Below are 13,486 nucleotides of genomic sequence, written 5' to 3' on the forward strand. Positions count from 1 at the left end.
ACCGACATGACCGGCGTCAAAGTTGTGCGTCCGGTTGTGCGTCCGGTTGTGCGTCCGAACAGGCCGGGCAGCGGAATCTTGCGGCGAATGCGCAGGTCAACCGCCTCACGTGGAGTCAGCAGCGCTGAATGCTTGCCGGCTCCGTCCGGCCTCGGTCGGTTCAGTCGGTCGCCGCTGCCTTGACGAGTGCGCCGACACCGTCGATCGCTTTCATCAACTCCGCAGGCGCGCCATGCCGCGCCTGTAGATAGCTCGTTGCGTTATACGAGAGCCACACCCGGCCGTCGCCGTCCTGCCACACCAGCACCTTGAGCGGTAGATCGAGCGCCATGCTCGGCACGGCTTGCATCAGCGGCGTCCCTGCCCGCGGATTACCGAACACAAGCAACTGCGACGGAGCCATCGCAAGCCCCGCGCGGTGCGCATCCGCCGCGAAATCGATGCGGGCGAACAAGACAATGTTCTTCGCTTCGATCAGCGATGCGAGTGCGTCGGCGGCTTGCTCGACCGTGCGCTGCGTCGGCACGGTGACAATGCCGTTATCGTTATCGGCTGGGTGAGTGGACATGGACTTCTCCAAATATCGCACGACGAAACAAATACGAGCGCCCGCGCCTCGGCGAGCGCTTTCCAGACAGCTTCAGTCAGGTTCAGACAGCTTCAGGCAGGTTCGCAAGGGGCTTATCGAGTTTAACGCCGGTTCAACCCGCAGCAACGCGGATGAGCAGGATATGCCTAATCGAAAATCAGGAAATCCTTACATCAAGCCGGATTGTGACCGCGCCGTATACCCGGACAGGCGCCGTCAATTCCTTGGGCGCCACACCATTTCCGATGTAAGCATTCCGAAGGAAACAACGTGAACACATTCCTCCACACCATCCGGTTCAAGGTCATTGCCGTCCTTGGCGCCTGCATCATATTGACCACCGTGATGGGTGTGATGGCGATCGTTGGGCTCGCAAGACTGAATTCGAACATGGGCGAGGCGTACTCCGGTACCGTCGTTCCGCTTGCGCAGCTCTCGGAGGTACGTGCCGCGCAACTGAACATCAGAGTCAAGCTCAGGCGTATTCAGGCCCTTGGCACGCCCGACGCAGTCGAAAAAACGCTGCCGGGTGTTCTGACGGACCTCGCCAATATCAATCAGGTCTGGCCGCAATACTATCCTGGAGAGGTATCGAGTCCTGCCGAACGTGAGGCCGCCGACCGCGCCGACCGCGCACTCAAGGACATCATTACGCAGACAGGCAACATCGTTACGCTTCTGAAAGCCGGAAAATTCGATGCGGCGTCGCCCCTGATCAACAGCACGGCGGATCTTGCCGAAACATTGAATCAGGCATTGAGCGACGATTCGAAAATAAATGTGCAGGAGGCCAAGCAGTTTTCGGACGACGGTGAATCGACTTACAGAACGCTGCTCATGGTGACCGTCGCACTCCTCGGCGCAGGCGTACTGATCGCGGGCGGCATGTCGGTTTACCTTTTGCGCGTGATTACCCGGCCGCTCAACCGGGCAGTCGACATCGCCAACCGGATCGCCGATGGCAAGCTCGAAAACCGGATTACCGTCGATGCACGCGGTGAATTCGGGCTGCTGCTCGACGCGTTGAGAACGATGGACGGCAAACTCAGCGATACCGTTCGCGGCATCAAGGCCTCGGCCGAGTCGGTCACGGTCGCTTCACGCGAAATCGCCAGCGGCAATCTCGATCTGTCGGCGCGTACGGAAGAGCAGGCAGCCTCACTCGAGGAAACCGCGGCCAGCATGACGCAGCTGACCGAGACCGTCAAACAGAACGCGGACAATGCCCGTCAGGCGAATGCACTCGCCTCGGGTGCCACGGACATGGCGCACGCGGGCAACGAGGCGGTGCAGGATATGGTGGCAAGCATCGGCCGGATCAGCGACAGCTCCAGCAAGATCCGCGATATCACGAGCGTGATCGAGGGAATCGCATTTCAGACCAATATCCTTGCGCTGAACGCGGCGGTCGAAGCGGCGCGTGCCGGTGAGCAAGGCCGCGGTTTTGCGGTAGTCGCCAGCGAGGTTCGCAGTCTTGCGCAGCGTTCGGCCACTGCCGCACGGGAAATCAAGGAGCTGATCGGTACATCGGTTGCGATGATCCAGGGCGGCTCGAAGCAGGCGGCCGATGTGGGCGTCACCATCGGACAGGTCAAGCAGGCAATCAGGCAGGTCGCCGACATTGTGGGCGAAATCGCCGCCGCATCGGAGGAACAAAGCCGGGGCATCGAGCAGGTCAACCTCGCGGTGACACAAATGGATGACGTGACCCAGCAGAACGCGGCGCTTGTCGAACAGGCCGCCGCAGCGGCGCAATCCCTCGAAGAGCAATCTTCGAAGCTGCTGGACGCCATCCGGGTGTTCAGCACGGCCGAGACGGAATCCGCACGAACACCTGCGCGCGCCGCCGGAAGCAGCACCTTGACTGCCCGTCGCGACATCGCGCTGCCGGCGCGTTGAGCAACCCCATGTCCACGTTATCCATGACGATCCACGAACTCCTCCAGATGGACGCTGACAGGTGAACCCGCAGACGTTTGTCCTACAGGCGCGGCTTTGCGATCGCGCCACAGCGCTCAAGGGGCGTACGACCGAAGCGCATGACCAGGCAAAGGGGTTAATCGAACGCGCGGAGGGTTGTCTCGCCGTGCTGGACCATCTGCGGCAGAGCACCGCCGCCGCGGCAAGCGCTTTCCCGGAAGGCGATACCGGTCTTTTTATCGAAGAGCTGCGGCGCTCGGAGAGCGGTTGGCACGATCAGTTGAAAATGCTGAGGGCGCTGCTGACTGAACTCATGGATCAGACGCAGAGTACCCGCAGCGAAATCGAGTCGCTCGCCGTGCTTGCGCTTCGCGCGCAAACCGCGCCCGAGACGATTGCCGATGCCGGGCGCGCCATCGAAACGAGCGAGGTCCACTTTCAGGAAGTCGTCGCGCAGCTGGAAGCGACGCAGCTGTGGTTCGAACGCTTCGACATGCAGATCAATACGATCATTGCTCATTTGCCAAAATCGCGCTAACGATCGGTTGATCACGCCGCGGCGAGAAGGGTGGCTATCGCGCCGCGGTTTGAACGGCCGGATAGAACCCCACAACCAGCACGATGTATGCAAGCGCGGCGAAAATACCGGCCAGGGTGCCGAGCCAGTCCCTGGCGGCTGCGCCTCGCGTGAAATGAACCGGTATGCCCACCAGCAGGTACGCGATCGAGAACACGACGGCAACCATCAAGGGCGGGGGCGCGAACGAGACAACGACTTCTGCAAGGGGCCGCATGCGCAAACCTCGTAGACATCCGAAACAGCCGCGTTTTCGATGCAGCGAGTTCAGGCGCCCCATCACCTGGGGCTGATGCGCGCTGACAATATCCGCCGAGTCGCGCGCATCGCCCGGGGTGACAGACAGCCCCCTTTAGCGAAGCTGATCCACCAGGGCATCGGCGCCCTTGTCGAGGCCGGTCTTCGCGGCACTCAACGAACCGAAAGCGGCCGGCAGATTCATGGCGTTCGGATACTGCTTCGAAACGTATGCCTTCAGCAGACGGCCACTGACGCCGTCGAAGACCTCCACGGAATAGGTGACCGAGCCGCTGAATGCGCCCTGCCCCCCACGGATTGCCTGTACGCCGTTATAGAGATTGCCCGCAAGGTCGAAATGCATGACCTGTCCGACGAGCATCGTCGTCTTTTCCGCGCCGGTGAGCGTCAGCTTGATCCGCAGCGTATTCGGGCCGGCCTGCTTCGCAACGTTGAACCGCTTCGCGAGTTTCTCGGAGAACGTCCTCCCCATGTAATCGGCGAGCGCCGCCCTGTCGGCCTCCTTCAGGTCGCCGAACTGGTTGTCACTGCCCTGATAGACCGTGACCGGGTCCAGCATCACCTGCGTGTATTGGGCCCAGGCAACAGAAGTGGTGTACTTGTAGGGAACCTTGCCTGCGTCGTCATCGCGGTTCTGCTTCAACTGCGACGAAGACGAGATCCCCGAGTAAGCGACCGGCTGCACGCCCGCGCACGCTGTCAGGGTTAGCACCGCGACTCCGGTGAAAAGAAGCGGGACTAGTTTGTTCTTGAACATGTAGGTTTCCTCGAAAGCGCAGTTAAGTGCCAGGTGGCGCTCAGTTCAGGCGAGAACTGATCAGGTCGCCACAGTAGCATCGTCATCTTAAAATGTAAACCGTCCAGACGGTCTGTACATTAAAAAAACGAGCGCGTACAATTACGGCTCGTCAGGTGAGCGCCCGCGATCAGGCGCGCGCTGCATTCGTCGCAACGTCATCAATATCGATAAATGGACAACCAGACCCGTTCGGAGCTTTCCCGCAAAAAAGCAATTGATGCCGCTTTCGCCATCCTTACCCGAGACGGTGTCGGCGGGCTTACGCTCGATTCGCTGTCGCGCGAAAGCGGTATCAGCAAGGGTGGACTGCTTCATCAGTTCCGCACGAAGCACGGCGTGCTGTGCGCGCTGCTGGAACAGCATCAGATCCAGTTCGAGCAGATCGGACGCGAATATATGGCGAACGAAGGCGCATCGAAGGCAGAGCCAACGCTCGCGGCTCAGATCGCCATGTATCGGGAATCCGCCAATCAACCGCACTCCGTGGCACGAGCCATTCTTGCGGCGCTCGTCGAAAGTCCTGACCTGCTCGAAAGCATCAAGACGTCTGACGCGGAAAAAATGAAGGTGTTGCAAGATGAGGCGCCTGATTTCGACTTGTCATTGTTGCGATACTTTGCGGCCAGCGGTCTCGCATTTCACTCCCTGTTAGGGCTGTCGCAATTGAGCAATTCGGTGCGGAACAGACTATTCGACCGTCTTCTTGACGAAGAGAGTTGGCCGGCGCAGATTCCGCAACCCAAGCCTCGTAAGCGGTCGACGCGCTAAGCACCGCAGGCGGTCGCAGGGCGGGCAGAGAACGACATGATTGGCCAGCGTTGACTGGCTGAAGAAGTTGCGCCGAGCGCACCATTCTGGACGGCGTAATCCGGCGTGACTGCATACCGATCGCATTCCAGTCAGGCGATCGGGGGCGTTTTCATGCGCCCCTGGTCGCGGAGCGACTTGACCCGTTGAGTCGGGAGCACAACACGTCGAACGCATGCGCATTGCCCTGGTTGAGGTGGCACTTCGCCCGCAATACAAACCGTCTATCCGGTTTACATCCAAGATTTGCGATGCTAAGCTGAGACCTCACCTGACTCGTCAGATCGGGTGCGTCCCAGCAGGACAGCTGCGAAAGCAACCGCCAATCGGGCTCAGCCCCGTCGAGCTAACCGATGTCTACCCCTTACGACCATCATCCAGAAAGTCAGATTGGGAAGCGTGTCTGGATCGTGTTTCCGCGAGCGAACGCAGAAGATGAATAGAGAGAACTTAATCGCATGTCACGAATGTGACTACCTTCAGCGAGAAACGCCGCTGGTTGAGCACGGTACTGCGCGGTGCCGGCGATGCGGTGCCGCGCTCTACCGGTATCGACGTCTGCCGACATCGCATGATTTGGCATTGGCGCTCACCCTGGCCGCAGCGATCCTTTTTGCCGTTGCCAACCGCTTTCCGGTCTTCGAACTCGGGGTCAACGGGACATCGGTTCAAACCACCCTTTTCGGCGCCGTTTCCGCTCTTTACGCAGATGGCATGTGGCCCATTGCAGGCCTTGTCTTCGTGACAACGCTCCTGATGCCTTCATTGAACATAGCGGCGGTGATCTATCTTCTCCTGCCGCTGCACACAGGCGGACTTCCTCACAAACCTGAAGTGGTGCTTCGCGTGCTGCGGCACATTGCGCCATGGGGAATGATCGAAGTGCTGATGGTGAGTCTGCTGGTCGCGCTCGTCAAACTCCAGCACACAGCGACAGTCGTGCCCGGGGCGGGTGCCTGGGCGTTCGGCGCCGTGATGGTTCTGCTTGCCGCTGCGACCGTTGCGTTTGACCCGCGCGACCTATGGGCGCGTATCGACACGATGCGACGCCACGGCTGCATGCCACACGCGCTTTCGAATGCAGATATCTCGGCAGCAACCGCCGCACGCGCCGGTCTGTTCGCCTGTCGCGATTGCGGCTTGCTCTCAAAGCCGCTTTTCCCTCATGTTCACGCCGGAATCTGCCCGCGTTGCGGTGCAGTGCTGCACTTGCGCAAGCCCAATAGTCTCGTCCGCACATGGGCATTCCTGTTCGCCGCCATGGTCCTTTACATCCCCGCCATTCTGCTGCCGGTCATGGTCACCAGTACCTTGTTTGGCGCGCGATCCGACACGATCCTGAGTGGCGTCGCATTGCTCTGGACCTCCGGGTCGTGGTTGCTGGCAGCAATCGTTTTCGTCGCAAGCATCGTGGTGCCCGTGCTCAAGATCCTTTCGTTAGCCTATCTCGCTTGGAGTACCCAGTTGCGCTCCCCTCGAATGCCCCGTCAACGCACGCGTATTTACCGATTGATCGAACTTGTCGGCCGCTGGTCGATGCTCGATATCTACGTGATCACCGTCCTTGTCGCGTTCGTGCAATTCGGTTCGATCGCAACCATCGACGCAGGTCCCGGTTCGATTGCCTTCGGCGCGGTGGTCGTACTGACCATGTTTGCCGCATTGTCATTCGACCCGCGGCTCATCTGGGACCCAGTGGAGTCAGAACGTGAATGAGTTGTCCCGGCAGAAAGAGGAGCACGATGTGTCCGGTATTCCAGGCGCCGTTGCTGTCAAACAATCGAAGTGGCGCATGCAGCTCGTGTGGTTGGTGCCCATTATCGCCATAGCGATCGCCGGTTGGCTGGCCGTGCGGTCCGTCATGCAAACCGGCCCAACCATCACAATCCGGTTTTCCACTGGCGAGGGTATCGAGGCCGGCAAGACGAAGATCAAGTTCAAGAACGTCGATATTGGCGTAATCAGGAACGTCGAACTCTCCGACGATCACAAGACGGTGCTCGCAAGCGCCGAAATGTCCCGCAACGCCTCCAGCATGCTCGTCGACGATACCCGCTTCTGGGTCGTTCGGCCGCGCATATCGGGCGGTACGGTGTCGGGCATCGGTACGTTGTTGTCCGGTTCTCACGTCGGCATGGATATCGGTACGTCGAAAAAGGCGCGACGCGATTTCGTCGGACTCGAGTCACCGCCGGTGCTCGCCTCCGGCGCACCTGGGCGAGAGTTCGTGCTTAAAAGTGACAACCTCGGCTCACTCGATATCGGTTCGCCGGTGTTCTTCCGGAGGCTTCAGGTTGGCCAGATTGTCTCCTATGCACTCGATCCCGAAGGCGCGGGGATGATCGTGCACGTCTTTGTCAACGCGCCTTACGACAAGTACGTGACGAACGACACCCGCTTCTGGCATGCAAGCGGCGTGGATGTGACCGTGGATACGACGGGTGTGAAGGTGGACACCGAATCGCTGGTATCGATCCTGATTGGGGGTCTTGCGTTCGAGAATTCGCCCGATGCAAAGAGTGGGGTTGAAGCCGATGCCTTGCACCAGTATCCGCTTTTTCTCAATCGAACCGAGGCGATGAAGCGGCACGACTCCATCACCGATAAGTATGTGTTGAACTTCAAGGAGTCCGTGCGCGGGCTAACCGTGGGCGCGCCCATCGACTTCCGCGGAATCGTCATCGGCGAGGTATCGGCGATCAACACGCACTTCGATCCGGCCACGCGGGAATTCAGTATCCCCGTCGAAGTCAGCATTTTCCCGGAGCGCCTCATTCCACGCGACGAATGGAAAGACCAAGGCGGTCAGATGTTCTCGGCGCGAAAAGAGTTTGCGGACTACCTGGTCTCAAAGGGGCTGCGCGCACAACTGAGGACCGCGAGCCTGCTGACGGGGCAACTATATATCGCGATCGATTTCTTCCCCTCCGCGCCGAAAGTGACCATGGACTGGAGTAAAAAGACGCCGCAACTGCCCACGGTGCCTGGCAATCTGCAGGGGTTGCAGGAATCGATTACCGAACTTGTCGCGAAACTGAACCGCATTCCGTTTGAGGGAATGGCCAAGGACATGCGCAAGACACTTGTCGATGCGGACACGCTGTTGACTACGATCAATACGGATATTGCACCTGACGCAAAAACGACCTTGGCTGCGGCTCGCGAAGCACTCGCGTCCGTCAATCGCACGATGCAAAGCGATTCGCCTTTGCAGCAAAGCACCACAGAGACAATGCGCGAGGTCTCACGGGCTGCCGTCTCGATCCGTTCGCTTGCGGAATATCTGGAACGTCATCCCGAAGCGCTGATCCGTGGCAAAGCGGAGGACAAACCATGAGCCGACGTTCAGCATTCCCCGTGACGATAGTCGCGCTGGCCCTTTGCGCCGGCTGTGCGACATCGCCCACGTCGTCGTTCTACACATTGAGCCCCGTGCAGAGTGTCGAACAGTCGCCAGGCGCTAGTCCGATCGCCATCGCGATTGATCCCGTGACGGTTCCCGAACTCGTCGACCGGTCGCAAATGGTGACCCGGCTCGATGCGAACCGCGTCCGGATCGACGAGTTCGCGCGCTGGGCCGATCCCTTGAAGAGCCAGATCCCCCGCGTACTCGCAGCGGATCTGGCGGGGATCATTCCGGGAGCGGTCGTATCGACTTTTCCGCAGCGTGCGAGCGACAACGCTTATCGCGTGACCGTTGATGTGCAGAACTTCGATTCGTCGGTGGATGGTGCGGTGACGCTGGTCGCTATCTGGTCGGTGCGTCCGCCTAATGGAGGAAAGAAAATTGCGGGACGTTCTGTCGTTCATCAGAATGCCATCGCGCCGGGTTACGACGGCCTGGTCGACGCATACAGTCGGGCCCTTTCGTCCGTGGCGAAGGATATTGCTGCGGCGACGCAATCGGCTTCGCGATCGTAAAAGCGGAATACGCCTGATTCGCGCTGCGGTCGCGAGCTAGACACGCGCCCACCGCGCCAATCGGGATGCCCTTGCGATCAGCGCGTCGCTCCACTGCCGGCGAATCGTCGACAAATGCCGCCAGCCCGGATGTCCACGATCAAGCTATGTCCACCCTTGCATCCACCGCGCGACTACTGCGAAGCACCATCGGCGAGCCGCATGCGGCGGCGCCGATCGAGCACGAACACTGCGACGAACGAGATCACGTTGGCCACCAGCAAGTACCACGCGGGCGCCATCGGGTTGGGCGTGATCGTCGCCAGCCAGGCCACCACAAGTTGCGCTGTGCCGCCGAAAATCGTCGTCGGCACGCTGTAGCAGATCGACACGCACGTGCTGCGCACGGCCTGCGGAAAGATTTCAGGAATGACGCATAGGTGAAACGGCGACATCAGCACGCGCAGCAAGGTCAGAAACGCGACCATGCCGAGAAACACACTGCCAGTGCCCGCATGCAACACCCACACGAACATGGGCAATACCGCGAGAATCGACAGGAACTGCGGCACGACCAGCAGGCGGCTGCGCGGAAAACGGTCGAAATAAATCCCCGCGCCCAGCGACGCCACAATGCCGACGCCGCCCGTGACAAAGCCTACGAGCATCGACGTCGAAGTTGGCAGATGCAGCACGCGGATGCCATACGTGGTCATGTAGTGGCCGACCACATACACGGTGATGGTCGGGCCGATCAGCACGCAACAGGCCAGCACCAGGTCGGACAGATGCGCATCGACGATGCCGCGCAGCAGTTCGCGATTGCTCTTCACCGCGTGGTCGGCGTTGAGCGTCTCATGCAGCCGGCTGCGGATGTAGATGCCGAGCGGCGCGATCAGCAACCCGAGCATGAACGGAATGCGCCAACCCCATGCACTCAGTGCGTCGGCGGATAGCACCGACGACACGGTATAGCCGACCAGTCCGCCCATCAGCGCGGCGATGCCCTGCGTCGCGAGTTGCCAGCTCGTATAAAGGCCGCGGCGGCCCGCCGCGGCCGTTTCGAGCAGATAGGACGTGGCGGGTCCGGCTTCGCCCCCGGCGGAAAGTCCTTGCAGGAGACGCCCGACGACAACGAGCAAGGGCGCGAAGATGCCGATGCGCGCATAGGTCGGCGTGAACGCGATGATTGCGGTGCCGAGAGCCATCAGGCCAAACGTCAGCGTCAGCGCCGCTTTGCGCCCCCGCCGATCGGCATAGGCGCCGATCACCACCCCGCCAAGCGGACGCGCGACGAAGCCGACACCGAACACGGCCACGGACGCGATGACTTGTGTCGCCGGCGAGAACGACGGAAAAAACGCGCGGCCGATGAATACCGAGAAGAATGCGTAGACAGTGAAATCGTAGAACTCTAGCGCGTTGCCGGCGACAACTGCCACGACATCGCGCATGGATGGCGAAGCGCGAACCTCGGATCGCCCCACGGACGCTGCCTGGGTACCAGCGGAAAGTTGCGACACAAACTGTCTCCCATTTACTTGAAGTGCCGACGACCCCTGCCGCCCGCTTAAAAAAATAGTGATATTCGGCATTGATACTGTCAACGCAACGCCAAAATTCCTCGTGAAAAGGAAACGTTGGCGCAACTCTTGCATAACCCGGCGAACGTGTCTGTCAGCGTGAATTGGCAGCCTACCTCGCGATCCATGTGGCCGGCTTGCACCGATACGTCACGCCAGTCACGTCACGAGCCGGTCACTCCACGCGCAACCAAAAGTGAACAGCGCCACCGGAACCGTCCTTTCGCTTGTCACCATCACGCAATACGCTAGAAAAGAGGCGGCGTCGACAAGCCGTCCTTTTCCCTCATCGCATGTGCTGTGGGCGCGTGCAACAACGCCAGGAGCTGTAGTGAAACATATTGCAAAGGTGGTGGAACTCGTCGAGTCGAAGAAGGACGACTACATCGCGCTGGCCAACGATATCTGGTCGCTCGCCGAAATGCGTTATGCCGAATTCGAATCAGCCGAACGGCACGCTTCAGCGATCGAGGCGGCCGGCTTTACTGTCACGCGCGGCGTCGCCGGCATGCCGACGGCGTTCATGGCGCAAGCCGGCAACGGCGGCCCCGTCATCGGCTTTCTCGGCGAGTACGACGCACTCGCGGGCCTGAACCAGGAGAGCGGCGCCACGGTGTGCCGGCCCGCCTCAGGCGCGGCAAACGGCAACGGCCACGGCTGCGGCCACCATCTGCTCGGCGCCGCATCGCATCTGGCCGCCGTCGTAGCGCGCGACTACTTCGCGGCGCATGGCATCGAGGCCACCGTTCGTTTCTACGGCTGCCCAGCGGAAGAAGCCGCCGCGGGCAAGACCTTCATGGCCCGCGCCGGTCTCTTCGACGACCTGGATGTCGCGTTGTGCTGGCATCCGTCGGTGGCCAACTCCGTCTTCATGAATGCGACGCTGGCCAACGTACAGGCGTATTTCCGCTTTCACGGCAAAGCGTCGCACGCCGCGCTCGCACCGCACCTGGGCCGCAGCGCGCTCGATGCAGCCGAGCTGATGAATATCGGCGTCAATTATCTGCGCGAGCACATGCCCGATCAGGCTCGCGTCCACTTCGCCTACATCAACTCCGGCGGCATATCGACGAACGTCGTGCCGGCGCTTGCCGAGACGCTCTATACGATCCGTGCGCGAACGAGTCCCGAAGCGATCGAACTATTCGAGCGCGTGAAGCAGATCGCCGAGGGCGCCGCATTGATGACCGGCACGCGCGTCGAGATGGTGTTCGACAAGGCCTGCTCCAACGTGCTGCACAACGACACGCTCGACACGGTGCTGGATCGGAACATGCAAGCCCTCGGCAGCATGAACGTAACGGCGGACGAAGTCGCTTTCGCCACGGAAATTCAGAAGACCATCAACCCGGACGATCTCGCGAATGCGTCGCGGCATTTCGCGGCGGCCCTGCGCGATCCTCGCCCGATCATTCCCGAAATCCTGCCGTATCGTCCGGACGCGGAGCGGCCCGTTACAGGCTCGACGGACGTCGGCGATGTGAGCTGGGCGGCGCCGACGACGCAATGCCTGACCGCCTGCTACGCATGGGGTACGGGCTTTCATTCATGGCAGATGGTTTCACAAGGCAAGCTTTCGCTGGCGCACAAGGGCATGCTGCTCGCTGCCAGGACACTCGCCGCCACCGGCATCGACCTCGCGGGACAACCCGAGACCTTGCGCGCGGCCCGTGAAGAGCTTCATCGCAAACGCGGCATGAAGCCGTATCAATGTCCGATACCCGGCGACGTCACCCCGCCGCCGGCACGCGCTGCGGGCGCTCCCGCACCTGTAGCGCGAGCCATAACTGCTTAAGCTCACTTCAAGTTCAATCGCCCGATTGGCTAGCTCGCTTCGCGCCACCGCGTGAGGCGAGGCCCTGTTCAGAACCCTCGCCGCCCGATTAGAAACGCTTGCGGATACCGATCGCAACCACGCTTTGATCGTCGCCCGGCTGGCTCAACGAACCGTTCGCCAACGTGGCGATCGCATTCTTCTGGTTGACGACATAGCCAAGCCGCACATAGAGGGCCGTCACTTTCGACAGGTTGTAGTCGTATCCAAGCCCAAGCGCCAATGAATTCGACGCGGACCTGCCCGCGACATTGCGATAGACGGCGGAGAACTTGACGTCGTTGGTCCCCTGCCGCGCGTTCACGCCGATCATGTGCGTCGTGGCAACGTAATAGTGCGCGTAATCCGGAACTGTCATGTTGAACTCATACGACAGCCTGACGCTGCCGAAGTCGTACATTGCGCCAGCGCCCAGCCACTTGTTCTTCACCGAAGGCAAGGCGGCCGTCGGGTCCGTGCGGATGACATCGTAGAACGCGCCGAGATACAGCGGCCCGTTCAGGTATTCCAGCTGGGTGCCCTGAAAATAGCTTTCCGGATAGCCCGGCGTCGTGACGCCGCGCGGCGCGGCCATCACTTCGAACTGAAAGCCGCCAATGACCGGCGTCATATATGCGACCGCATTGCTGATCCGGGAGTCACCGATCGTCGCCGCCGTGCCGAGATCCAGACTGAGTGCCGCCAGCGAGCCATACGGAGAAAACGCGCCGACGCCATAGAACGGGTCGAGCGAAAGAGAAAGCTCGGTCGGATACTGGCGGCCCATCTTGATGCGCCCCCAATCGTTCGAGATAAGCGAGATATTCGCTTCCCGGCTGAAGAACGTACTCTCGTTCTGCGCCGTGGTGCTGCCCGCCGTGCCGTTCGTCAGCTTGAGGGCCGACTCCAGGTTATAGCGCACGTAAAGGCCGCCGCCCAATTGCTCGACGCCGAGAAAACCGAATCGCGACGTCGCCCCCGCGCCGCTTTCCATGCCCAGCACTTCCTTGCTGCCCGCGTGACTGTATTGCAGGCCGGCATCGGCGACGCCATACAGGATCGTTCCACTCGTATCCACGAACGCGTCCGGCACCAGAATCTGAAACGACTGACCGGCCCATGCGTGTGATACGCAAATCAATTCCGCGACGGCCAATGCAATGACGGTCTTCCCGAACTTCTTCATTTTTTGCACTCCAAACCAATTGAAAGATTAATAATTATTTGAAGCTAACTGCCT

At 60.6% G+C, this 13,486-nt stretch carries 13 protein-coding genes; 8 read left to right on the forward strand and 5 right to left on the reverse strand.

The window, feature by feature from the left end; all coding sequences use genetic code 11:
* Positions 1-160 precede the first annotated feature (160 nt).
* Positions 161-568, reverse strand: a complete 408-nt coding sequence (locus DSC91_RS11315) for a DUF302 domain-containing protein (RefSeq protein ID WP_115778206.1) — start codon at positions 566-568, stop codon at positions 161-163.
* On the opposite strand from DSC91_RS11315, the gene DSC91_RS37425 reads away from it, so the two are divergent.
* The 3 genes from DSC91_RS37425 (at position 567) to DSC91_RS11325 (ending at position 3,047) form a co-directional block, all read left to right on the forward strand.
* Positions 567-863, forward strand: a complete 297-nt coding sequence (locus tag DSC91_RS37425) for a hypothetical protein (RefSeq protein ID WP_162831370.1) — start codon at positions 567-569, stop codon at positions 861-863. The two genes, DSC91_RS11315 and DSC91_RS37425, sit on opposite strands and share 2 nt — an antisense overlap.
* Positions 860-2,488 carry a methyl-accepting chemotaxis protein gene (locus DSC91_RS11320; RefSeq protein WP_115778207.1) on the forward strand — a complete coding sequence of 543 codons (1,629 nt, stop codon included), beginning with the start codon at positions 860-862 and terminating at the stop codon, positions 2,486-2,488. The genes DSC91_RS37425 and DSC91_RS11320 overlap by 4 nt, the downstream gene beginning before the upstream one ends.
* A gap of 61 nt (positions 2,489-2,549) precedes the next feature.
* On the forward strand, positions 2,550-3,047 hold the full coding sequence (locus DSC91_RS11325; protein ID WP_115778208.1) for a hypothetical protein: 498 nt from the start codon (positions 2,550-2,552) through the stop codon (positions 3,045-3,047).
* Between the two features lie 34 nt (positions 3,048-3,081).
* Here DSC91_RS11325 and DSC91_RS11330 read toward each other — a convergent pair whose 3' ends face one another.
* Both DSC91_RS11330 and DSC91_RS11335 read right to left on the reverse strand, forming a co-directional pair.
* Positions 3,082-3,303, reverse strand: a complete 222-nt coding sequence (locus DSC91_RS11330; RefSeq protein ID WP_115778209.1) for a hypothetical protein — start codon at positions 3,301-3,303, stop codon at positions 3,082-3,084.
* A 135-nt stretch (positions 3,304-3,438) separates the two neighbouring features.
* Positions 3,439-4,101, reverse strand: coding sequence for a DUF3313 domain-containing protein (locus tag DSC91_RS11335; protein ID WP_115778210.1), 663 nt, complete (start codon positions 4,099-4,101; stop codon positions 3,439-3,441).
* A 213-nt stretch (positions 4,102-4,314) separates the two neighbouring features.
* On the opposite strand from DSC91_RS11335, the gene DSC91_RS11340 reads away from it, so the two are divergent.
* From DSC91_RS11340 to DSC91_RS11355, 4 genes are all read left to right on the forward strand, one after another.
* On the forward strand, positions 4,315-4,911 hold the full coding sequence (locus tag DSC91_RS11340) for a TetR/AcrR family transcriptional regulator (protein ID WP_115778211.1): 597 nt from the start codon (positions 4,315-4,317) through the stop codon (positions 4,909-4,911).
* A gap of 474 nt (positions 4,912-5,385) precedes the next feature.
* Positions 5,386-6,666: a paraquat-inducible protein A gene (locus tag DSC91_RS11345; RefSeq protein WP_115778212.1), complete on the forward strand. Its 1,281-nt coding sequence runs from the start codon at positions 5,386-5,388 to the stop codon at positions 6,664-6,666.
* Positions 6,667-6,742: 76 nt separating this feature from the next.
* Positions 6,743-8,287 carry a PqiB family protein gene (locus tag DSC91_RS11350; protein WP_115778213.1) on the forward strand — a complete coding sequence of 515 codons (1,545 nt, stop codon included), beginning with the start codon at positions 6,743-6,745 and terminating at the stop codon, positions 8,285-8,287.
* Entirely contained in the window at positions 8,284-8,871 is a 588-nt protein-coding gene (locus DSC91_RS11355; protein ID WP_115778214.1) for a PqiC family protein, read from the forward strand. The genes DSC91_RS11350 and DSC91_RS11355 overlap by 4 nt, the downstream gene beginning before the upstream one ends.
* A gap of 173 nt (positions 8,872-9,044) precedes the next feature.
* Here DSC91_RS11355 and DSC91_RS11360 read toward each other — a convergent pair whose 3' ends face one another.
* Positions 9,045-10,292: an MFS transporter gene (locus tag DSC91_RS11360; RefSeq protein ID WP_229758185.1), complete on the reverse strand. Its 1,248-nt coding sequence runs from the start codon at positions 10,290-10,292 to the stop codon at positions 9,045-9,047.
* Between the two features lie 472 nt (positions 10,293-10,764).
* Here DSC91_RS11360 and DSC91_RS11365 point away from each other — a divergent pair, with 472 nt between their 5' ends.
* On the forward strand, positions 10,765-12,228 hold the full coding sequence (locus tag DSC91_RS11365) for an amidohydrolase (protein ID WP_115778216.1): 1,464 nt from the start codon (positions 10,765-10,767) through the stop codon (positions 12,226-12,228).
* Positions 12,229-12,316: 88 nt separating this feature from the next.
* Here DSC91_RS11365 and DSC91_RS11370 read toward each other — a convergent pair whose 3' ends face one another.
* Entirely contained in the window at positions 12,317-13,432 is a 1,116-nt protein-coding gene (locus DSC91_RS11370) for a porin (protein WP_115778217.1), read from the reverse strand.
* Positions 13,433-13,486: the final 54 nt, after the last annotated feature.

It is taken from the genome of Paraburkholderia caffeinilytica (assembly GCF_003368325.1).
Classification (GTDB): domain Bacteria; phylum Pseudomonadota; class Gammaproteobacteria; order Burkholderiales; family Burkholderiaceae; genus Paraburkholderia; species Paraburkholderia caffeinilytica.

Excerpts from the sequence above, each read along its gene's own strand:
- DSC91_RS11350 (WP_115778213.1), top strand. The coding sequence starts at position 6,743 with ATGCAGCTCGTGTGGTTGGTGCCCATTATCGCCATAGCGATCGCCGGT.
- DSC91_RS37425 (WP_162831370.1), top strand. The coding sequence starts at position 567 with ATGGACTTCTCCAAATATCGCACGACGAAACAAATACGAGCGCCCGCG.
- DSC91_RS11345 (WP_115778212.1), top strand. The coding sequence starts at position 5,386 with ATGAATAGAGAGAACTTAATCGCATGTCACGAATGTGACTACCTTCAG.
- DSC91_RS11370 (WP_115778217.1), bottom strand. The coding sequence starts at position 13,432 with ATGAAGAAGTTCGGGAAGACCGTCATTGCATTGGCCGTCGCGGAATTG.
- DSC91_RS11355 (WP_115778214.1), top strand. The coding sequence starts at position 8,284 with ATGAGCCGACGTTCAGCATTCCCCGTGACGATAGTCGCGCTGGCCCTT.
- DSC91_RS11330 (WP_115778209.1), bottom strand. The coding sequence starts at position 3,303 with ATGCGGCCCCTTGCAGAAGTCGTTGTCTCGTTCGCGCCCCCGCCCTTG.
- DSC91_RS11335 (WP_115778210.1), bottom strand. The coding sequence starts at position 4,101 with ATGTTCAAGAACAAACTAGTCCCGCTTCTTTTCACCGGAGTCGCGGTG.
- DSC91_RS11340 (WP_115778211.1), top strand. The coding sequence starts at position 4,315 with ATGGACAACCAGACCCGTTCGGAGCTTTCCCGCAAAAAAGCAATTGAT.
- DSC91_RS11315 (WP_115778206.1), bottom strand. The coding sequence starts at position 568 with ATGTCCACTCACCCAGCCGATAACGATAACGGCATTGTCACCGTGCCG.